Source organism: Enterococcus sp. AMC1086, assembly GCF_058216575.1.
This window is the reverse complement of the sequence record NZ_CM177100.1, coordinates 1552819-1576228: the sequence shown is the minus strand read 5'-3', so window position 1 is coordinate 1576228 and position 23410 is coordinate 1552819. Positions and strand designations below refer to the sequence as shown.

Below are 23410 nucleotides of genomic sequence, written 5' to 3'. Positions count from 1 at the left end.
GTGGAAGTGGTTATTCATTGTTTATTCAGCTATTTAAGCACAGTTACTTTTGGAATTGTTACAAATGTTCCTAGAAAAGTGTTAAACGCTTGCGGTATAACTGGAGCTGTTGGGTGGATGATTTATTGGTCTACTAAAAATATGGACTCAGGAGACATTTTTGCTAATTTTCTTGGTGCGATGGGTATTGGTTTGTTAAGTATCTATTTTTCGCGCAGAAAAAAAATGCCAATGACGATTTTTAATATTCCTAGTCTTGTACCTTTAGTCCCAGGTGGACCTGCCTATCAAGCAGTTAGAAATATTGTTTTAGGTGATTATATTGGAGGAGCACATTCAATTATTAAAGTAATCATGACCGCAGGAGCAATTGCAGCTGGTTTTATGGTAACTGGAATTGTTGAACGTCTGTTAAAAAAAATAGTAGACAAAAATAAATCAGTACTAAAAAAAGGTGTGAAACAAAAGTAACTTTCACTTTTGTTTCACACCTTTTTTAGTCAAGAGCGATTTCTTCTGCTTCTTCTTCAAAGAACAATAGTAAATCTTGCAAGGTCAATTTTTCTTTTTCTACTTGATTCAAATCTTTGATGATTTGACCTTTTTGTAACACGATCAGTCTATTCCCATAACGTAAAGCATCTTCCATGCGATGAGTGATCATCAAACATGTTAATTGCCCTTCTTTGATTCGTTGGTCTGTCAACTGCATCAATTGTTTAGACGTTTTAGGATCTAATGCTGCTGTATGTTCATCTAAAAGCAGTAACTCAGGTTTCGTCAAAGTTGCCATCAATAGACTTAATGCTTGTCTCTGTCCTCCGGAAAGATTGCCTGTCGGAGTATCTAGATGATTTTCTAGTCCATTACCAACTTCACTGCAGATTTTAGTAAATAAAGTACGTTCTTCATTTATTTTACGCAAACGAAATCCACGTCTTTTTCCTCGATACTTAGCTAAGAGTAAATTCTCAGCAACAGTCATTCTTGGCGCAGTTCCCATTTTTGGATCCTGGAAGACACGAGCTAAGTATTTGGCTCTTTTTTCTTCTGAGTAGGTTGTAATATTCTGATCATTGATGAACAACTCACCTTCACTTAAAGCTAAGGTTCCAGCAATGCTATTAAATAGCGTACTCTTACCTGCACCATTTCCGCCAAGTACCGTGACGAATTCACCTTGAGCAATTTTTAAATTCACGTGATTTAAAATCGTTTTTGTTTCGTTCAGTCCATTATCAATACGCTTTGTTGCATTTCTAAGTTCTAAAACTGTACTCATTTTTCACCCTCCTTTTGCGGTAAAAAGTGTAAATTCAATGCTTTTTTCAATTGTGGAATCATTAAACATAGGGCTAAAATCACAGCTGAAAAGATTTTTAAGTAGGTTGTGTCAAATCCTAATTTGATGACGAGTAAAATAAGTAGTTGGTATATTATACTTCCAACAACAATTGCGACTAAGCGCTCTGCAAAGGTCAATTCCCCAAACAGCACTTCACCTATGATGATCGACGCCAAACCGATAACGATTACGCCTGTTCCTTTGTTGACATCCGCATAACCATCGTTTTGGGCAATCAACGCACCAGATAATGCAATCACGCCATTAGATAACGTCAATCCTAATATTTTCATAGAATCTGTTTTAATTCCGATTGAACGTGCCATATGTTCATTATCGCCTGTTGCGATGTAGGCTTGTCCTAAATTCGTATTAAAGAAAAATAGTAATAAACTAATAATAATTGTTAAAAAAATTACACCTAAAAAAATGATATCGTAATAATTAGGTAAATTTAGTTGTAAAAAGAAATCTTGGATTTTTGGTTTGTTCAATAAAGATAAATTTGGTGTCTGCATCACGTAAAGAATAACAGAATTTAAACCTGACATGACCAATATTCCTGCCAATATTACTGGAATTTTTCCCTTAGTAAATAGTAACCCCGTCACAAGACCGGCACACATCCCTGCTAAAACACCAAGCAAGGTAGCAAAAATCGGATGAATCCCCGATGTAATAGCTGTTACACAAACTGCTCCACCAAGTGGAAATGATCCTTCCGTTGTCATATCCGGAAAATTTAAAATACGATATGTCATGAAGATCCCTAATCCTAATATTGCCCATAACATTCCTTGTCCAATTGCTGAAACTATCATTTGATCCTCTCCTTGTGGTTATTCTATAATGGTTGCATTTGATTTGATATTTTCAGGAATTGAAATTCCTAATTTTTCTGCTTGCTTTTGATTGATGATGATATCCCCTGTTTTAAATGTATAAATCGGTGTCGTTTCAGGTTTTGCTTTTCCAGATAAAACATCAGCTGCCATCTTTCCTGTTTGAACTCCTAATTCGAATTGATTGATCCCTACTGTAGCCAGTCCACCTTGTTCAACCATTGTATCTACTGAAGGAATAATCGGTGTTTTTGTTTTATTGGCTTCGCTTACGACTGTTTGCATTGCATTAGCGATTGTATTATCAGTCGGAATATAAATGAAATCCACTTCACTCGTCATCACTTGAACTGTTTGCGCTATTTCATTACTGGAAGGAACAGCAAATGTTTTTACTGCTAACCCTTTCTCTTCAGCAACCTTTTTTGCTTCTTCAACTTGATATTTAGAATTTTCCTCAGATGAGGCATAAAGAATTCCAACTTTTTTACTTTTCGGCAAAATTTCCATTGCTAAATCAAACTGAGCAGCAACTGGTGACTTATCACTTACACCAGTAATATTGCCTCCTGGTTTTTGATCATCGGCTACCAGACCGGCACTGACAGGATCAGTGATCGCCCCAAGAATGATTGGTATTTCAGAAGTTGTATTAGCAAGCGCTTGAGCTGCCGGCGTTGCAATCCCAATCAAAACATCTGACTTTTTTTCTTGTATCAATTGTTGGCTCATTGTGGCTAGTTTGCTTTGATCCGCCTGTCCGTTTTGAAAAACAATTTGCATATTTTCGCCATCTTTATAGCCGTTTTCTTTCAAACCAGTTTGAATTCCTTTATAAATTTGATCTAAGGCTGGATGACTGACAAATTGTAAGACACCAACTGTGGGAAGTTTTTGTTTTGCTGTTTCTTTCTTTCCTATAAAAAATGATCCAATCAAAAAAACAACAATCATTACTACCACAGCGGATAAACGATTTTTTCTCATATTTTTTCCTCTCTCTCTTATAATTTAACGATTTCAAACAAAAAACAACGACAAATCCTAAAAAGGAGCGGTCGTTGTTTTATCAACAAAAACCACATAGAACGATCCTCTATGCGGTCAAAAAATCATCTTTAATAAGCCGACATAGATACAAAATTTAGAATTTGTCTTCTAAAGTTGTATCTACGAGAGTATCATACATACAACTATCTACGCCAGTTTTGCCATGAATTATTCAATTCTTTGATTGGTTTTGATAGCCCGTTCATGTACTCACCCCTCTAGTTTTTCTGTTAAAATCAGTTTACACTATAAAGAATTTGTTCGTCAAGCCTAAAATTGATTTAAATAAAGAATATTTTGAACTCTATTTAGGTCTCACGATTTTTTAAGCGTCTACGATAACTCCAACTATCTTTATTTTCTCTAAATGGATAAAAATCTAAATTTGTAAACATTTTTTGTGAGGCTTTATTCCAATTAAATATTTCACTAACTGTAATAAAATCTCTGCCTAATTTTTTTGACTTATAGATGAAATATTTTGTAACGATTCTCCCAATATGACGATTACGAAATGCTTGGTCGATCACAATAGCGTAATCATCTTCTGCTAACCAGACATCACCGATTATTTGAGGTCGATCCCCTCCATTATATTCAATATAATAAAGTAGCCCATGCTCATTTTGCCATTCGTACATTTGTTGAATTTGCTCTTTGGTGTAGCTAATTTTTATTCCAACTATATTACGCATACTTTCTGGATCTTGATACCATTTTAAGGACTCTTTGCGAATCTTGTCAAAAGGAATCAAACGAATCTTTTCAGTTATCCGGACCTTTTTTGACGTATTACGATTGAAAGAGGACTCAGTTTTAGGCCAAGTCCTCTTTCTTACTAAATCTGTCGCCAAAGTCCGCCACTTAATTCTTGCCACGTCGTTCACTTCTAACGTATACACGCTTTACTCTAGGTTTCATCATAAAAAGTCCCAATAAACTGAATAGAATAAATTCTCTCATATCAAGCCCTTCTCTCTACTAAATTGATTTTATTGTGCAACTGAATCCGCTTCTGCAGAATTTTCTATCGATTGTTCTTCACTGCTTGCATTTTCAGCTGGTGGTTGAGTTGACTCTGTTGTATTAGGCGTTTGCGCTGGTGGCTGCTGAATACTCTCTCCTAAACTAGACAATGGTAATTGATTCAAAGATGGAATAAGCATCGTTTTTGCATCAAAACTTTCATCCACGATAACTCGATTTTTTTCTTTTCCATTTTCAAAGAAAATAATTGTTACGTCGTTCTGTTTGATTTCGTAATTTTTTTCTATTTCACCCACATTGTAAACCATTGGATAGATATAAATACTATGATTGAAATCATTCATTTGCTCAGAACTTTTTAATACATCAATGACATTTTCATATGTTCTTCCACTAGGTACTGAGAATAAAACCGTCATTGCTGTTTTTTCTTTGATCTCTTCATCAGCAGTTTTAGTATTTAAATAATTGGCTTTTTTTGCCAGTTTTTCTTGGCTTACTAAAGACTTAATTTCAGAAGCACGAATATTCGCTTGCACTTTCGGTACTACTATGAATAAGCTTATAATAAATAGCACGATCACGGCCAGCATGATTGCCGTAAGTTTTTTTTGTCTATTTAAATAAGCGACAAAATCATCTTTAACATCTACAAAATTCTTCTTCATTTCTTCTCTCCTCTGCTACTTGTACCTCTATTATACTAGTACTTGATTCCTTTGCCTAGTATAACAAATAATACCAGCGTTATTTTTAATAAAAAAGGAGGTTTTTCACTTAAAATTATATAATTATAAAAAAACAATAATAATAGAATCTGTTTTCATTGGTTGACAAACAGATCTCTCTAGCCTATACTTTTCAATATGATGAATACATTAAAATACGATGAAAAGAAGAGTACTGTTTTTAGAAAATTAATGAGAGAGTCTCGGTAGCTGAAAAGAGATAATTTGAGAAAACAGGAAGATGGCCTTTTAGTTTTTATTGGGAACGCCCATTACAGCGTTAAGGTATTGATTGCATCTGTACCTATTGAGAAAAATCTTGTGAGAGATTTTTGAATTAAAGGTGGTAACGCGTTCAATCGTCCTTTACTTTTGCAAAAAAGTATTGGACTTTTTTTATTTTCCAACAAGTCTGACAAAAATAGAGGAACCATTGAAAAGCGAATCAACAAAGCCTGTCAATTTATATCTCTAAATCAGGTTTGCTTATCTCCTCAATATGGTTTTTCATCAATACATGAAAGAAACCACTTGACGGAAAAAGATCAATGGAAGAAAATTAATTTTGTAAAAACAATTACTGAAAAAATTTGGCAAGACGCATACAACTAAAAAGGAGGCAACAACATGACAATTATTAAAGAGATTCCATTTCGATACGATCAAGTAGGTAGCTTTTTGCGACCTACGACATTAAAAACTGCAAGAGAAAATTTTTTAAATCAAACAATTTCTGCTCAAGAACTAAAAACAATTGAAGATCAAGCCATCATTGAATTAATCAACCTACAAGTTAAAAACGGCTTAAAAGCCGTTACAGATGGTGAGTTCCGCCGAAGTTGGTGGCATCTAGACTTTCTTTGGGGATTAAACGGGGTAACACAAACAACACCTGAACATGGCTATCAATTTAATGAAGTTGAAACAAGAGCAGCTTCTTATGAAATTTCAGATAAAGTCTCCTTCAATCCGAATCATCCTTTTTTTGAGGCATTTACTTTTTTAAAGCAGCATACACCTGAAGGAATTAGTGCAAAAGCTACAATTCCCTCTCCAACGTTACTTTTCAATCGTAAGAGTGATACATTTACTTATGAAAGTTACAAAGATGAGAATGCGTTTATCGATGATTTGGCAAAAGCGTATCATCAAACGATTCTGAAATTTTATGATTTAGGCTGTCGTTATCTCCAACTCGATGATACTTCTTGGGGGATGTATACTGGGTTTATTGAAAATGCTAAGACGGAAGACGAAATCAAGCATTGGCAACAGCAATGTGAGGCTGGTGTTTCCGTTGTGAACAAATTACTGAAGGATCTACCCGATGACTTGACAATTACAATGCATGTTTGCCGCGGCAATTATAAATCTGATTGGGCAATTGCAGGAGCTTATGACCATGTTGCGACGTACTTAGCACAATTGGCTATTGATGGCTACTTCTTAGAATATGATGATGACCGCTCAGGTGGATTTGAACCATTAGCACAAATTTACAAAAATGATCCCACAAAAAAAGTGGTCCTTGGTTTAGTCACTTCTAAGTTTCCAGAATTAGAATCAAAAGAAAATTTAACTAAGCGAATTAAGGAAGCGACAACGTATATTCCCTTAGAAAATCTTTGTCTTTCTCCTCAGTGCGGCTTTGCTTCTACAGAAGAAGGAAATTATTTAACTGAGGACGAACAATGGGCAAAAGTAAGATTAGTTGTTGATACAGCAAAACAAATTTGGCCAGATGCGTAACAAAAAACAAGAAGCTTTGGATAAAACCAGCTTCTTGTTTTTTGTTATCGATTCACTGAACGAGCCATTCGATTGATCGTATGACGCATTCCGCGAATGGCAACAGACATCTCATAAATATTTTCAACTGGGGCAAGTCCACCATATCCGGCATCACCAATATGCTGAATGTCGACCCCACAAATTTTATTGGTCAATGCAATTTGTCGAATTGTTTCTTTATTCGCGCTTTCTTGACTAGTTCCAATCGCAGACATTGTTAATAAATTATATTTTTTTGCAATAGCTACTGCCTCTTTCATATTTTCCTCTGCAAAACCTTGTACAGTTCCAACAGCTGGTAATAATAAAATATCCGCGCCAGCCTCTGCATATGCTTTTACGGCTTCCATAGAAACAACTGGCTCATCTGAGCCTGCGCTATGCATTTTTCCAGCAATGATCAATCCAGAAAAATTTTCTTTTGCTATTTTAACTGCTTTGGCAATTTCCAAATTAGTCACACCGGTCCCGGGATTTCCTGTCAAACAAATAAAATCAATGCCCATTTCTTCTGCTTTTTGAATCGTTTCTTTTGAGCTTATGCGGCCAGAACTGATGGTTAATTTATCACTAAACATAGCCGATGACTCATCAACTGGTTCTAAATTTACTCCGATTGGACGTCCAACCAGCTCTTTTAAAATAGGAATTGGATTTATTTTGTTTGACTCTGGGTTCTGCCAATAGCTCATGACCTCATCAAAAGACATACCTGGAATTCCTTGTACGATTGGATTGAAGCAATCAAAAACATTTAATAAAATTAAATCTGCTCCAAATGCAGCAGCAACTTCTGCATTACTAATATCTCCAGCTTGAGGCGATGCTATAACGACATTTTCTGACAAAATCGTCCGACCTTCGCTCGCTTTGATTGACTGTTTAAGCTCCTCCGCCGTCATTTTTGCGACTTCACTGTAACTAGCACTGATTAATCTTTTTACCATGATATTTCCTCCCTGTACTAAATCTAGTTATATTATACTAAATATTATAGGAAAGCGCAGTCATTTGTTAAATCGATTCATCAAATTCACATTCTTGAGCTTTTATTTCTCACTTCCTTTCTAAATAAAAAGAACTCCGTTATAATAGTATTATTATGTATATAGAATTGAGGGATGTTTATGTCATTTGATGGCGTATTTACTCATGCAATGGTCTCAGAATTATCCGAGACCCTCGCCACAGGCCGAATTTCAAAAATTCACCAGCCTTATGAAAATGAAATTATTTTAATTATTCGTACTAAGGGAAAAAATCATAAATTACTTCTATCAGCTCACCCAAGTTATGCAAGGATCCAACTGACCGAAATCGCTTATGCCAATCCTGGTACACCACCAAACTTTGTCATGATGCTGCGTAAATTTCTTGAAGGAGCTATTTTGGAAAGGATCCATCAAATCGATAATGATCGAGTGATTCATTTTACTTTCTCAAAAAGAGATGAACTAGGTGATTTACAAAATATCGTTCTAATCGTTGAATTGATGGGTAGACATAGTACAATTGTTTTGATAAATAAGGAAAACGGCAAGATATTAGATGCCATCAAACATATTGGAAGCTCTCAAAATAGTTATCGTTCACTACTCCCTGGTGTTGAATACATTGATCCTCCCAAACAAAATTTAGAAAATCCTTTCTTATCGACTAAAGAAAAAGTTTTTGACATTCTTTCAAAAACAAGCGAAATTAATGGAAAATACCTACAAAGTCAATTTCAAGGATTAGGGAAAGACACAGCAGATGAGCTAGCGTTTCTTTTAAATGGGCAACCAAACGAGAAAATGCCTGTTTGGAAAACCTTTTGGTCGATGATTGAACATGAAATTTCACCAACATTAACGATTAGGGAAAATAAAGAATTCTTTACGCCGCTTCCTTTTGCATCTCTGAAAGGAAAACAAGAAAATTTTGTAAATCTTAGTAAACTACTAGATGCATTTTATGGCGGTAAAGCTGAAAAAGACCGTGTAAAACAACAAGGCGGCGAATTGATTCATAAAATCGAAAATGAACTAAAACGAAATCAAAGTAAAGTTATAAAGCTTCAACAAACTTTGGCCGATACAGAACATGCTGAAAATTATCGACGTGACGGTGAACTTTTGACGACATTTATGACTCAAGTTCCAAAGGGCGCTGAATTCGTTGAATTACCTAATTATTACGAAGAAGATCATTTATTAAAAATAAAATTAAATCCAGCACTTACGCCAAATCAAAATGCTCAAAAATATTTTCAAAAATATCAAAAACTAAAAAATGCAGTCAAAGTAGTACATGGACAAATTGAACAAACTAACCAAGAAATCAGCTATTTGGAGTCTGTTTTATCTCAATTAGAAATCGCTGGTCCAATGGATATCGAGATGATTCGGGAAGAATTGATTGAACAAGGCTATGTAAAAAAACGTGGCACAAAGAAACAGAAACAACCAAAAAAAAGCAAACCAGAAGAATTTTATTCAAGTGATGGTACGCTAATTCTTGTTGGTCGTAATAATCTGCAAAATGATCAGCTTACTCTTAGAACAGCAAGAAAAACAGATATTTGGCTCCACGCAAAAGACATTCCTGGATCTCATGTAATTATCAAGGATACAGATCCATCTGATGAAACACTATCAGAAGCTGCAAATCTTGCCGCTTATTATTCTAAATATCGCTTGTCTGCTCAAGTACCCGTTGATTATGTCCAAGTAAAACATGTGCATAAACCAAATGGCGCTAAACCGGGATATGTTATTTATGAAAATCAAAAAACAATCTTTGTTACACCAGATGAACAAGTTATAGAAACATTAAAGAGTTTGGGACATAAGTCCTAACGAAAAATCCAGATACCAATCAACTTGATTGGCATCTGGATTATTTTTTTCTATAAAAATAAGAACACCTTTGCTAGAATAAAAGTAACTACACAAATAAACAAGCGAGGTGTTCTTATGTTTAAAAATTATACCACAAATCAAGTCATTCTTCCTCTAGATTTTAGTTTTCAGTTAGAAAAAAATGATATCGCATTTGTTATTGATCAATTAGTGGAAAGTATTCCCGAGGCACGTTTTCTTCCTTTTCACCATCAGATGGGTCCTTCTTCTTATCATCCCAAAATGATGATGAAGATGATTTTATGCGCCTACACACAATCTGTATTTTCTGGTCGCAAGATTGAAGCGTTGACGAAAGACAGTATTCGCATGATGTGGCTCACTCAAAGCTATCAACCTAGCTATCGAACAATCAATCGTTTCCGTGTGAATCCCTTAGTGAACACACTCCTTCGGGAGTGCTTCGTCCAATTCCGTAGTCAATTAGTCAAGGAACAATTAATCGATGAAGAAGCTATTTTTATCGATGGCACAAAGATTGAAGCCAACGCAAATAAATATACCTTTGTTTGGAGAAAATCCATTGATAACTTTGACAAAAAACTCACCGAAAAATCAACCTTTCTTTATGATGAACTATTGAAAAATACGATTATTCCTGAAATTGAGCGCGAGTCCGAAAAAGAATTATCTGTCACTGAATTAGGCAAGATTGAAGAAAATCTCGCGCATGTTGTCGAAAAGTTTACAGATAAAATCGAACAAGCAAAGGATGGAATTACGCGCAAATCAATTCGTTCTAAACGAAAAGTTCCAAAAAAATTAAGGAAACTTTTCAAAGACTTTAAAGAGCGAAAACTCGCTTATCAAAAACATAGACAGATTTTAGGACAACGAAACAGCTATTCTAGAACAGATCCAGATGCCACTTTTATGCGCATGAAAGACGATCATATGAAAAATGGTCAGTTGAAAGCAGGTTATAATCTTCAAATCGCCACGAACAGTCAGTATATTTTAGGCTATGATCTTTTCTCAAATCCAACAGATACACGAACATTGCGCCCTTTTTTAACCACTTTAAAAGAGCGTTTCTTTGATCTGCCAAACTATATTGTCGCAGATGCCGGCTATGGAGGAGAAGAAAACTATCAAGCGGTTTTAGAGGATCACGAGCGAACACCACTCATCACTTATGCCATGTACCATAAAGAACAGAAGAAAAAGTTTAAACAAAATCCGTTCCTTCCAGCAAACTGGTCGTATCAGGAATTAGATGATACGTTTCTTTGTCCAAACGGACGAAAAATGAATTTTCGAAACTATTCTATTCGTACAGATAAATATGGCTTTAAACGTTATTTAAAACGGTATGAATGTGAAGACTGCTCGAATTGTCCTCTTCGAAGCCAGTGTACAAAAGCGAAGAGTGACAAGAATCGTGAGATTCAAAAGAACATGAATTGGGAATACTTTAAAGCAAGAATTCAACAGCTGCTTTCAGAAGAAGAAACAGGTAAACTCTATCGTCAACGAAAAATTGACGTCGAACCAGCTTTCGGACATTTGAAGGCTTGTTTAGGGTTCACTCGGTTCTCTGTTCGAGGGAAACAACAGGCACACAATGAAATTGGGCTTGCGCTAATGGCTGTAAATTTGAGAAAATATAGGCTAAATAAGCTATCAAACAAGAATAATTCTCCCAAGAAACTAAAAAACAGAAGACTAAAAATCATTTTTATGATTTTCGGTCTTCTGTTTTATTTGTCTTAAGACTTATGTCCCAAGCTCTTTTTAATCACGCGAAACCATAGCTCGTTTCACCAATTTATTCGATACCTCAGAGATAATGTCGTTTGCTGAAATACCTTGTAGTACTGGTTTTTTAAGGGTCATATAAAAAATATACTCAGGGTTTTCAGTGGGTGTGATCGTAACGACAGAATGTAGATACTCCTGTTTTTGATAACTACCATTTTCAAAAAATTCTGCTGTACCCGTTTTTGCAGAAACATTTAGTCCGTCAATTGCATATTCTTTTCCCATTCCGTATTTAGGATCTACTGTAACATCCTGCATGTACGCCAACACTTTTCCAGCCGTCTCACTAGAAATTGGCGTTCCAACATTTTCTGGCTGGATAGTTGTTTCTTCTCCAGTTGGGGAAACCACTTTGCTGATAATATTCGGTTTCATCATTTTTCCGCCATTGGCAATAGCAGTATAGGCTTGAAGCATTTGTAAATGGGTAACAGAGATACCTTGTCCATAAGAGGTCATTGCGCGATCGACTGTTGTCTTATTTTGGATTTCTCCAGCTGCTTCACCAGATAATCCAAAATTTGTACTTTGACCAAAACCAAATTTTTTAAGGTATTCTTGCCATAAATCTGGCATACGTTCCTGAAGTGTCACCATACCAACATTACTTGACCACGCTAACCCTTGTCTAAACGTCATATTCCCTTCGCCGACACCATTATTCCAATCATTGATCGTTGCATCATCAACCTTAATACTACCTGAGGTGAATTGCTCACTTTCATTGAATTTATTTTCTTCGATTGCACTTGCGACCATCATACTTTTCATTGTTGAACCCGGTTCGTAAACATCTTCTAAAAGAATATTTCTCCAACTATTCTCAGCCTCCCCCAATCCGTTTTTGGTATCCAGTTCAAACGAAGGTCTTTGAGAAGTAGCTAATATGTTGCCGGTTTTTGCTTCCATCAATGTGGCTGTAATAAGCTCTGGCTGATACTTTTGCATCGTATTGTCCAATAACTCTTCTAGGTAAGATTGCAGATTACTATCTAATGTCGTATAAATATCACTTCCATCAACCTGCTTTGTTTCTTTTACACTACCTGGTTTTACATCACCTAAAGGAGAGTTTTTTTCAAAACTTCTAGAGCCATTTTTACCAGATAATTTATTGTTATAGGCTTCTTCAATCCCCATTACACCTTTTTCATTTCCCTTATCATCTTCTTGGGTGTAGCCAATAAAGTAAGACGCAAAATTTCCAGATTGATAGCTACGTTTTTTTTCTTCTCTAAAATAGATACCCGATATATTTTGCTGTTTTAATGCTTCTTCAATATTTCTTTTTGTTTCAAAATTTAGATTTCTGCCATTTGTTCCAAACTCAACTGTTGTAATGGCTTCTCCGTCTTCATTTACGCTAGGTTTTAATTGCTTTAGTGTCGTTGCTTTATCGATTTTCACATATTTTTCAAAAAGTTCTGCGATCGCTGGCCAATCTTTTTCTTGAACGTATAATTTTTTGCCTTCTAAATCAGTATAGTTTTCATCTAAAATCGCATATAACGAAAATGCACTAGAATCTTCCACTAAGACATTACCATCTTTGTCAAAAATTGAGCCGCGTTTTGCTTCAAGTGTCTCGTGTACTTGGTAAAGTTCTTTTGTTTTTTCATCTAAAGAAACACCTGCAACTTTACCTGTTACTACAATATATGAAAGTCGTATCACAAATAATAAAAATAGAGCAATCGTTAAAAATAATACGATCACGCCAACTCGCTTACGATTTTTTAAGGTTGAAAGATTACGATTTTTAATTAATTCTTTTATTTTTTTCATTTTTTTCTCCAAATCATTCATCAACTTTTTTCTATCCGTGAAATAAATAGGTACTTATTAACTATAATTTATAAGTAGAATAATTGTCATTTACGACGGCTTTCTTAATGAAAAATTAGGTTTTATTCTTTTTTAAAATTTAGGTTGCTATTTAGATAAATAGTCGAGATAGTGAATCTTTATTTACAGTATACTCACTAATTATATACATAAAAAATAGACATAACTCAGTAAAATGGCGTTATGTCTATTTTTTATTATTTTTTTCTTGCTACGTGTACTTTCAATTGCTTGCCTTTAATTGTTCGATCTTTCATTGCTTGAATGACGAGTTGCCCTTTTCCATTTAAAATATCAACATAGGTCACATTTTCTTGAATAGTAATGATTCCAATATCTTCTGCAGTAATTCCTTCAATATTTGAGAGAGTCCCTACAAAATCTAATGCTCGTAACTTCTTTTTTTTGCCGCCATTAAAATAAACTTTGGTAATTTCTTCATTTACGCGTTTCGCTTTTTGATGCTTTGGTTTTTGCTTTGTGGTTATTTTTTTTTCAAAAGCAGCTTTACTTCTTGTTACAAATTTAGTATTAGGCAAGGTGATTTTGGTCATTGTAAATGCACCAAATGATTCGATTTCTTTTTTCAAAGCCTCTTCTTTTGGTGTGACAAACGTTAATGCAAAGCCTTCTTTACCAGCACGACCGGTACGGCCAACACGATGGATATAACTTTCTTTTTCAAAAGGTACATCTAAGTTGATGACATGAGTGATATTTTCAATATCGATGCCTCGAGCCGCTACATCTGTTGCTATAAGGTAACGAAACTTGCCTTTTCTAAACGCATCCATTACTTCAAAACGGTCTTCCTGCATCATACCACCATGTAATTTTCCGACTGGATATCCTGCTTTGACCAAGAAATCATACGTGTCATTGACTTTCTCTTGTGTATTTCCAAAAATGATACATGTATCTGGATTTTCGACGATGGTCACGGCTTCTAATGCAGCTAATTTATTCTCATCTGTTGTCTCTAAAAAAGCATGTTGAATCTTTGGAGTCGTTTTTTCTGTAGCTTCAATTTTCACGACGATTGGTTCATTCAGATACGAACGACTCATTTGTTCGATCGTTTGTGGCATTGTTGCAGAAAATAGCATTGTATTTTTTGCTTCTGGCAAGGCTTGGATGATCTCTTTTACTTGATCTATAAACCCCATATTCAACATTTCATCTGCCTCATCAATCACTAAGCAATTGATTTTCTCAAGAGGTAAGGAGCCTTTTTTTATATGATCAAGCACACGACCGGGCGTTCCTACAACGATATGGCTCTTTTGCTTTAATTCCGATTTTTGTTTAACATAAGATGCTTTTCCATAAACTGCTGTAGCTTTTATTCGTTTATAACGACCGATATTGATCAAATCTTCTTGCACTTGCTGAGCTAATTCTCTAGTTGGTTCCAAAACAAGAACTTGAGGTTTGTTTTCGGTCCATTCTACTTTTTCACAAAGCGGGATACCAAAACTAGCTGTTTTACCGCTACCGGTCTGTGATTGAACTAAGACGTCTTTTCCATTCAAGACTGCCGGGATCACAGCTTGTTGAACTGGCGTTGGTGTTTCATAGCCCAAATCTGAAATTGCTCTTAGGAGTACCTCACTTATTGCATAGGTACTGAAATTTGTTTTGTCCATTGTTTCCCCATTCTTCTATGTTATTGATCAAATCATCCTACACATCATCTAATTTATTTCAGTGCGAACGTATTTTTAGGATTAATTATCTAAATCGTTTTAGCTTTTTAGACTCAGTTCCTTATTATCCCTGAAAAGTCATTGAACTGCAAGAGGCTAGATTATGTTTATAAAAAATGATTGATAGTTCCTAATGGATTATTATGCCCTTTACGATTAAAATGTATTATAGGTTGGGGAAACGATCCAACATCAGTCATTAAATAAGAACGGGGGAATACACATGGTAGATGCAGAATTAGCGTTCATGATTCCATGGGTCATAGGTTCACTCTTAGCGATCTTAGCAATCATAATTTTTATTAAACACTTAAGAAAAAAATAATCCAAGCATTTGTAAACTTCAAAAAAGCGTTGAACAAAAAAGTATTACTTCTTCCCAAGAAACCGATTCATATGTAGTGTGAGTAACTTATAGTGATTTCACGTTTGTTGCTCACCACATACTTGTTTCCTTATTTTAATATAAGACGTAAGACAAATGATAAACCGAACCAGCCAATCAAACTAATCCCGATAGCAATCATCCAACCTAGAATATTATGCTCCAAAGGCAATGGCATATTCATCCCGAAAAAACCGGTCACAATGGTTGGTATTGTTAATAAAATAGACAATACAGTCAAAATTTTCATTGTATCATTTAAATTATTATTTAAAATGTTATTGTAAGTTCCAGATAATTGCTGAAGCACTTGTGACGTCAATTGTGCCATCTCTACTAATTGTCTTGCTTCAATCAACGTATCTTCCCATTGTTCTTTTTCTACATCATTCAATGATTGAAAAATGACGTTGGTTTTTATTTGTTCTAACAGCACAGTATTTTGTTTTGTAGCAGAAATAAAATAAGCAACACCTGTTTCTACATCTGAGAGTGATAATAAATTCTTTTTAGTTGTTTTTTCTTTTAGCATATCATTGATTTGATTTCGTTCGCTATTCATCTCTTCGATGACAGGAAAAAATTTATCTGTAATCAAGAATAAACTCGAAAATAAAAATTTATAAACAGAACTATCCGCATTGTTTTGTAAATATTTTTCCATATAATCGATAATATAGTCATTTCCACTATTTGTTATTGTCAATAATTGCTTATTTTTAATCAAAAATGTCATTGGGATTGCTTCATAATGGTGGTTATCCTTTTTCTTTTGCGGAACATTATAAATTAGGATAAATGTTTTTAATTCATTGTTGTATTCGATACGGGCCCGTTCATTTTTATCCAAAGCATAAGATATAATCTCATTGTCGATACCATATTGTTTATATAATTCTGAGTCACTTGCAATTTGATCGGAATCAATATTGATCCAAACATTGTCTCCATTACCAAATTTCTTTTCTGTGATCATACAACCATCTCCTTTTTATTGTAAAAAATCGAACTATTTTTCCTTAAAATTTTTTTCAGCTTTGGCTAGGATCGTTTTTAGCTGTTTTTGTTCTTCATTCGTTAAACCCTTTCGAAATTTTTCATCTAGCTTTTCAAAAAGTAGATTAACTTGGTCAACTACTTGTTTTCCTTCATTCGTAAGAAAGATATTTTTTTGTCTTTCATTGTCTTTTGGGATTTCACGATAAACAAGTTGCCGCTTCTCTAACCCTTTTAAAATATTTGTAATCGTTGCTTGTTTTTTACCTAAATAATCTGCTACATCACGTTGTATCGTTCCTGGGTGAATAGAAATATAACTTAGGCTACGCGCTTGTATGCTATTTAGTTGTAATGTCTTTAATTTTGATACTACATAATTTTGTTGCAAAATACTTAGAATATAAACAGTTTCAGCTAAACTATCTCGATCAGAAATCATGATTATCACCTCTTGATAAATAGTTTAAATCAAAATAGTTCATTTTACAACTGTTTAATATATAGTTAAGAGGGTACACCGAAATCAAGCATCTATTTCGGTGTACCCTCTTAAACTATTCTATTTAGTTCTCTCTAATCAAATAATATCTTTATTCATTCCTCGCAGGAAATGAAGCTCCTTCTATAAAACTCGTGTAAATATGATCATCTTCAGTTTCTTCTCCAGCAATCAATTGGATGATTTTTTCAGCTGCTAGCATTCCCCAACGGTGTTTAGAATATGAAATTGTTGCTAATCGTGGTTGAACAAACGCACTTATATCAATATTATCAAAGCCGAGCAAGCGAATTTCGTGGCCAATTTCGTAAGGTGTTTCCTTGAAATATTTGTAAATACCAATGGCCATCTCATCATTTAACGCAAAAATATCAACAGGAAATGTTGGATTTTTCTCCATGATTTCCTTAGCTGCCCGATATCCAGAAGGTTCTGTAAAATCACCTGAGATAATCTCATAATCAATACCAAACCGCTCTAATTCTTTGATACTAGCACTTAATCGTTCTTGACCATCATAGCTTTTTTTAGGTCCAGAGACTAAAAACATTTTTTCTGTTTGGCTGGCAACAGCTTTTTCAATTGCTAATGTTGCACCGCCTTTATTATCTAGTAACACTTTACGTACATTTTCATGCGTGATCATACGATCTAAAATGACTAAGTAATGCCCTCGTCCTGCGTATTGTTCGATTTCTTTATTCTTAAACGTCCAGTCAAGAATGATTGCACCATCAATCATTCGCTCGGGAATAAACAAATGTGATTTATTCCCACTGCAAACGATCATTTCAAAGTTCTGTGCTTCCAGTCCTATTTTAATACCATCCAATAATTCACCATAAAAGCTGCCTCCATAATCAGCTAGATAAACACCGATTATATTGGTTTGCTGCCTTTTTAGAGTTCGAGCAGCCATGTTAGGAACATAGTCCAATTCCTCTGCAATCGCTTGGATTTTTGCTCGAGTTGCTTCAGTTACTTTTGGACTACCATTTAACGCATAAGAAACAGTTGAGATCGATACACCTGCTTTTTTTGCAATTTCTTTGATTCCTACCATGTACGCTCATCTCCTAACAATAAATATCTAGTTGATTTTCACTCTTGTCTAAGCAAGCATTGAGTTTTTCTAAAGAGACAATCAGTCCGCCTTGACGATACGGATTTTTTTCTCGTTTTACAGGTAGTTCTGTTCCATTTGCTACAACGGTTGCCTTTTGACTTTGTAAATGAAACACAACATTTACTTCTTTATTCGCTATTTGATAAATCATTGCCAATCCGTTTAACTCTTTTGGTAATACTGGATCAAAAATCACATTTTCACTATCTTCTCGTATCCCTAAAACGTTGCTTAATAGTTGATTCAGATAAATACCAGGTCCGCTAGAATAAATCCGCCAGCCGCCTTTGACACCAACACTATTTTCTTTTAGCTTACCAAAGTTTTCTTGCGCATCATATCTAGTTTTAAAGTCTCCATCAGAACTACTGAAGTACACATTCGCTTGGCGTATTTCGGCATTTTTGACATGTTCTTTTAGTTGAATTGGATTAATCACATTCAAAGCCCGCCACGTTTCCTCTGTTTCGCCAAGTTTGGCCATCGCTTCAGTGAAACGAATATGCGCATGAACATACTGCAACCCAATTTCACGGCCAAAATTGGCTGATTGTTCTGCACGCTTAAAGTTTGTGCTTACGCCACCTTTATAAGTAGCTGGCCGATTCATCAAGCGGACGCCATCAGGAAATTGCAAGTGCTCCTTGATAATCGCATAATGATGTTTGGCTTGTTCAGCGGTCAATAATTCAGCGATCATACTCCGGGTCATTGGCAACAAACGATATTGAATGCCTGTCTTTTTATCAGTTGGATGAATCATAAATTCAACATGATTTGTATCTTCCATATAAACAAACCCTGGAATTGTTTGATCAGATAAAATATACGTTTCAAAGTCTTTTTTTATGTTGATAGACAATTCCTCTAAATGTTCACCATATACAGCATCAACTTCTGATAATAAGTTAGCCAATTTTTTTACTACTTGATACGTCAGAGCAACTGTCCAGCTGCTTGCCATATATTTTTTCAACTTGTTATCATACGGTTGTAAAGTATCATCCCAATCACCATCGCTATAACAAGATAAATACGTTCCTTGTAAAAAGTTGTCTTCAATGAATTGAATTTCTTTCTTTACATGATCAAACAAGGTATAAGTTTCTGGGGTTTTCAAGAACGTTTTACGATCTGTGTAAGGAATCATTTCATCTAGAATTCCGAAATCTTTTGTTTTAGCTAAATAATCAGCGACTATTTTCATTGGCCAAACGATCACATCTCCGTGACTTTCATCCGCTTTTTGTTTTTCATATCGATCAAACATAAACCACTGGGGCCAATTTCCATCATCTTCAAATTGATTGGCATAAACGTTTTTTATGATTGAACGCACGACTTCTGGACGATTGACTGCAAAGAAAAATTCTGTTGGTCCTTGTGAAACGTCCCGTGTTCCCCATGCTGCTCCTCCATACTGTTCTAATCCATGAGGAGAAAGATAATGCACCAGCATGTTATGTGTATACCAACGCGACAAGACATTCATCGACTCAACATCTTCTGTTTCGTGTGTTAATTGGAAGTTATTTAATAAGCCATTAATAAAGTTCAGGAATTGATCATTTTCCTTCTTATATGTGGTCTCTATTTTTTTGAATGCTTCTCCAGTTAAGCTACCTTGAATATGCATCGAAAATTCTTGTTGTTCTTCAATCACAAAAGTCGTTAAAATTTCTGCGGATCCACCAGATAAAAACAACCCTTCATCGGTCAATTCGAACGATTTATCTAAGGAAAAATAATACGTTAAATCAGGATACTCTTCATGGATCACTGAATTAGTCGAAGCTTTTACAGTCACCAATTCATTTACTTTGGTCACGTTGTATGCAGGTTCATCTTCATCAGCGTTCATTATCAATTGATTGGTCACAGCAAACGTATAGCTCAACCCTTGTTGACTTGTAACTTTTGTACGAACTTCTTTGGTATCACATAGCGTATAGGTTCTCACTTTAATTATATCATTCTCTAATTTATAATACCATGTGGCCGAGTTTAATCCCATTACAAACGCAGATGGCATTGTCAATATTCGCCAATATTCGCCTTCTTTGATATAAATTCTTTGTCCAGATTGTTTTAAGAGGTTTAATGAATTTCGACTATTGCTCACTAATTTATTCATTGAAGTGTTTCCTAAAACGACTTGAGAATTAAATAGACCATACATATAAACGGTTGTGCTGAGTATTGGTCGCTCTACACTCAGTTCAGTGCCACTTAAAAGAATATGTCCGTGTGCTCTTTCCATAGCGACTTCTTTCTCTTTCAAAACCACATGATGGTAACTTTCTGTAAAGAAAGAAGCCACGTTTCCATCTATTATTTCAACTAAGTTTTGATGTGGGAATAATTCATTACGCTCTTTTTCCGTCAGTGTTTTACCTGTAATTGGTTTACCTAGTTTTTTTGAATTGGTTGTTCCTTGTTCCTCGATTACGCCAAATTTTAGTGTTTCATACCTTTTTTTGATATCTGCTAAAGAAATTAGTGGCTTTTCAATGACTTGTGCTTGGTTCTTTATTGGAGCGCCATAAAATACCAGCTTTGTTTGTTGTTCGGTTAGTTCATAGATTTCGGTTTGTAATGCAATATAAGCAAATTCATACTGATATACTTCATTTGATAAATACTCTTGCTTCAATGCTTTTGCTTGATTGGTTTCTTTATACTCACGACCGAAAAATTGATAACCATCCGTCGAAAAGCTCACCAACGGATTTAAACTTCCTTGCTCGATCACTGGAAAATGACCATCTTGCGGTTGGTTTTGCCTCGAAGAAATAGTAATTGTTCCATTCTCTTTTGTGACATGATGGTCTAAATATTGGGACATATAAGCCTCATTCGAGCGGACAGCACCTTTTGTTGCATTTCCAAGATCTTGTCCGTAAATGACTTCAACTTTTTGACCTGAACCTGATAAAGTTACTTGCCAAAACCAAATACCCGTTTCCGCTAGACGAAAATCTACTTGATAAGACACACCTAAAAACTGACCGATCCAAGTTGCTTGTTCGTTTCCAAATTGAAATTTACTCGCCGAATTCGACCCAACCATCGATGCGGTTTGAATACCGCTTTTTTCGTAAACTCTTAAATAAAGCTGATTACAACTACCATCTAATGCATTTCCATGTAGTTGATTGATCATGATATTTTCATGTAGTATTTCGTAAAGATCACCAGTTTCTAAAAACGAAACTATTGTCCCGCCATTTTTAATCGTTCGTTTGTGATACGTCATCTCACTCTTCCTATCTATTTCAATAATTTAAACGTTTTTGTTAAAGTATCTCTGCTGTTTGACCCAATCATGACATCAAACATGCCAGCATCACTAGCATAAGTTTGATCACCATGAACATAACGTAACAGTTCTTCACTAATTGTAAATTGAACGTTCTTTTTTTCATAAGGTTGTAACGTTACTTTTTCGAAGCCCTTTAATTCTTTCACTGGACGAACAACCTCCCCAACTTGATCCCGAATGTACAATTGAACCGTTTCTTGGCCTGTGATAGACGATTGATTTTCAACAGTAATAGAAACCCTAATTGTTTCTGTCGGAGTCATTTCATCTGAGCTTAATGTAAAATCAGTGTAGGCAAATTCACTATAACTTAAACCAAAACCAAAGGGATATTTAGCGAAATTCGATACATCCAAATATTTTGTTACGTATTTTTCGTCACCCGATTTGTAGGGTCTACCCGTATTATCATAATTATAATACACTGGCACTTGTCCAACTGTTTCTGGAAATGACATGCTTAAACGGGCAGTTGGATTGTATTCTCCATATAAAATATCTGCTAAAGCTGAACCTCCCTCGGTTCCAGGAAACCAAGCTTCAACGATTGCTTTCGCTGAATCAATTCCTTGTAGATCTAACGGACGACCATTGTACAGGGTCACAATGATATTAGGATTCACTTCTTGGACTGCTTTAAATAAGTCTAGTTGTGCTTGTGGTAAACGAATATCACTACGACTCGAAGCTTCCCCACTCATCCAATCTTGTTCTCCAAATGCTAAGACAACTTTGTCCGCTTCTTTGGCTAAAGTAACCGCCTCATTGATTGCCGCTTGACTTGGCTCGAAATAATCAAACACTTCTTTTCCAATCACATACTCTGCATCAAGTTGAGAAACTCCTTGCGCTAACGAAATCGCTTCTTCTTTTTTACCTTGCCAAGACCAAACCCCGATGACATCATCAGAGCTAGCTGCAGGACCTACTATAGCCACTTTTTCTTGTTTTGATAGTGGTAAAATAGTCTCATTTTTTAATAAGACAATTGATTTTCTTGCTACCTCTCTTGCAATGGCACGATGTTCTTTTGATAAAATAACTTCTTTTTCTAAGGTCACATCAGCTCCTCTATGAGGATTTTCGAATAAACCTAAATCGTTTTTCAATGTCAGAATTCGTAAAACAGCTTCATCTATGACTGCTTCATCTACTATTTTTTCTTCGACCAATTCTTGTAGACTTTCGATATAACAAGTCGTCATCATTTCAATATCAACACCGGCTTTAATGGCAAGTTCCGCCGCTTGTTTTTTGTCTTGTGCTACACCATGAGGAATCAACTCGATCACTGCGCCCCAATCAGAAATCACAACACCGTCAAAGCCAAACTCTTTTCTCAAGACTTCTCTAAATAACCATTTATTCCCTGTCGCCGGAACCCCATCTACCGTGTTAAAAGACGTCATTACTAGCTTTGCACCTGCATCAAGTGCCGCTTTATAACCAGGTAAATAACTATCTCTCAACTGTCTTTCAGACATGTTCACTGTGTTATAATCGCGTCCACCGATTGCTGCACCATAGGCTGCAAAATGTTTGACACAAGCAGCCACTGTGAAAAAGTCATTTTTCAAATCATCGCCTTGATACCCTTTAACAAATGCTTCCGCAAAACGACTGTTTAAAAAAGGATCTTCTCCTGTTGACTCCATCACACGACCCCAACGTGGATCACGAACTAAATCGACCATTGGTGAAAACGTCACATGTAAACCTGATACAGCAGCTTCTTTCGCGGAAACTTCTGCAACTTTTTTAGCTGCTTCAATATCCCATGAACTACCTAAACCAAGAGGAATTGGGAATATCGTACGAAAGCCATGAATGATATCGGCCATTAGAATCGTTGGTATGCCTAAGCGATTGTTTTCCATATACGCTTTTTGCACACGAATTGCTTCTTTTGCACCTGAAATTCCAAGTGTTGTTCCTGCATTATTGATATCTTCATGCGTCAAACCAAGATCCGTCATCGGTCCTGTTTTTTCCTCCGCCTTTTCAGAATAAAATTCTGCCGCTAACTGAAGTAATTGTCCTATTTTTTCTTCTAATGTCATTTGTTTCAGTAAATCGATCAATTGTTTTTGCTCCAAGTTTATTCACCTTTTCTTATATTTTTAT

At 35.4% G+C, this 23410-nt stretch carries 17 protein-coding genes; 4 read left to right on the top strand and 13 right to left on the bottom strand.

All coding sequences use genetic code 11. From position 1 onward, the window contains the following. Nucleotides 1-471 carry a threonine/serine exporter family protein gene (locus tag AC4BC4_RS07340; protein WP_438756114.1) on the top strand — a complete coding sequence of 157 codons (471 nt, stop codon included), beginning with the start codon at nt 1-3 and terminating at the stop codon, nt 469-471. A gap of 25 nt (nt 472-496) precedes the next feature. On the opposite strand, the gene AC4BC4_RS07335 is transcribed toward AC4BC4_RS07340, so the two are convergent. From AC4BC4_RS07335 to AC4BC4_RS07315, 5 genes are all read right to left on the bottom strand, one after another. Beyond that, nucleotides 497-1282: an ABC transporter ATP-binding protein gene (locus AC4BC4_RS07335; protein WP_438756115.1), complete on the bottom strand. Its 786-nt coding sequence runs from the start codon at nt 1280-1282 to the stop codon at nt 497-499. Next, nucleotides 1279-2166: an ABC transporter permease gene (locus tag AC4BC4_RS07330; RefSeq protein WP_438756116.1), complete on the bottom strand. Its 888-nt coding sequence runs from the start codon at nt 2164-2166 to the stop codon at nt 1279-1281. Before AC4BC4_RS07330 ends, AC4BC4_RS07335 begins: the two co-directional genes overlap by 4 nt. A gap of 18 nt (nt 2167-2184) precedes the next feature. After that, a complete protein-coding gene (gene trpX / locus AC4BC4_RS07325) occupies nt 2185-3174 on the bottom strand; it encodes a tryptophan ABC transporter substrate-binding protein (RefSeq protein WP_490477263.1) in 990 nt (329 codons plus the stop codon). Nucleotides 3175-3545: 371 nt separating this feature from the next. Beyond that, complete coding sequence (locus tag AC4BC4_RS07320; protein WP_490477262.1) at nt 3546-4139, bottom strand: GNAT family N-acetyltransferase; 594 nt, start codon at nt 4137-4139, stop codon at nt 3546-3548. A gap of 90 nt (nt 4140-4229) precedes the next feature. Then, a complete protein-coding gene (locus AC4BC4_RS07315) occupies nt 4230-4892 on the bottom strand; it encodes a hypothetical protein (RefSeq protein ID WP_490477261.1) in 663 nt (220 codons plus the stop codon). 687 nt (nt 4893-5579) lie between these two features. Here AC4BC4_RS07315 and AC4BC4_RS07310 point away from each other — a divergent pair. Next, the gene (locus AC4BC4_RS07310) at nt 5580-6701 is read left to right on the top strand and encodes a 5-methyltetrahydropteroyltriglutamate--homocysteine S-methyltransferase (protein WP_438756120.1); all 1122 of its coding nucleotides are present in this window, start codon (nt 5580-5582) and stop codon (nt 6699-6701) included. A 44-nt stretch (nt 6702-6745) separates the two neighbouring features. On the opposite strand, the gene AC4BC4_RS07305 is transcribed toward AC4BC4_RS07310, so the two are convergent. Beyond that, nucleotides 6746-7690: a DUF7916 family protein gene (locus AC4BC4_RS07305; protein ID WP_490477260.1), complete on the bottom strand. Its 945-nt coding sequence runs from the start codon at nt 7688-7690 to the stop codon at nt 6746-6748. 180 nt (nt 7691-7870) lie between these two features. Between AC4BC4_RS07305 and efbA the strand changes: the two genes are divergently transcribed. Together efbA and AC4BC4_RS07295 are read left to right on the top strand one after the other, a co-directional pair. Then, nucleotides 7871-9580, top strand: a complete 1710-nt coding sequence (efbA, locus tag AC4BC4_RS07300; protein WP_490477259.1) for a fibronectin-binding protein EfbA — start codon at nt 7871-7873, stop codon at nt 9578-9580. 117 nt (nt 9581-9697) lie between these two features. After that, nucleotides 9698-11356: an IS1182 family transposase gene (locus AC4BC4_RS07295; RefSeq protein ID WP_490477359.1), complete on the top strand. Its 1659-nt coding sequence runs from the start codon at nt 9698-9700 to the stop codon at nt 11354-11356. Between the two features lie 21 nt (nt 11357-11377). On the opposite strand, the gene AC4BC4_RS07290 is transcribed toward AC4BC4_RS07295, so the two are convergent. The 7 genes from AC4BC4_RS07290 to bglX all read right to left on the bottom strand — a co-directional run bounded on the left by AC4BC4_RS07290 (nt 11378) and on the right by bglX (nt 23382). Then, nucleotides 11378-13189: a penicillin-binding transpeptidase domain-containing protein gene (locus tag AC4BC4_RS07290; protein ID WP_490477258.1), complete on the bottom strand. Its 1812-nt coding sequence runs from the start codon at nt 13187-13189 to the stop codon at nt 11378-11380. A gap of 257 nt (nt 13190-13446) precedes the next feature. Next, nucleotides 13447-14895, bottom strand: a complete 1449-nt coding sequence (locus AC4BC4_RS07285; RefSeq protein ID WP_490477257.1) for a DEAD/DEAH box helicase — start codon at nt 14893-14895, stop codon at nt 13447-13449. Between the two features lie 515 nt (nt 14896-15410). Then, nucleotides 15411-16316 (bottom strand): magnesium transporter CorA family protein, encoded by a 906-nt coding sequence (locus tag AC4BC4_RS07280; RefSeq protein WP_438756125.1) that lies wholly within the window; start codon nt 16314-16316, stop codon nt 15411-15413. Nucleotides 16317-16349: 33 nt separating this feature from the next. Beyond that, nucleotides 16350-16778, bottom strand: coding sequence for a MarR family winged helix-turn-helix transcriptional regulator (locus AC4BC4_RS07275; protein ID WP_490477256.1), 429 nt, complete (start codon nt 16776-16778; stop codon nt 16350-16352). Between the two features lie 151 nt (nt 16779-16929). Then, a complete protein-coding gene (locus AC4BC4_RS07270; protein WP_490477255.1) occupies nt 16930-17901 on the bottom strand; it encodes a LacI family DNA-binding transcriptional regulator in 972 nt (323 codons plus the stop codon). Between the two features lie 13 nt (nt 17902-17914). After that, a complete protein-coding gene (locus AC4BC4_RS07265; protein WP_490477254.1) occupies nt 17915-21220 on the bottom strand; it encodes a GH36-type glycosyl hydrolase domain-containing protein in 3306 nt (1101 codons plus the stop codon). Nucleotides 21221-21234: 14 nt separating this feature from the next. Further along, entirely contained in the window at nt 21235-23382 is a 2148-nt protein-coding gene (gene bglX, locus AC4BC4_RS07260; protein WP_490477253.1) for a beta-glucosidase BglX, read from the bottom strand. Nucleotides 23383-23410: the final 28 nt, after the last annotated feature.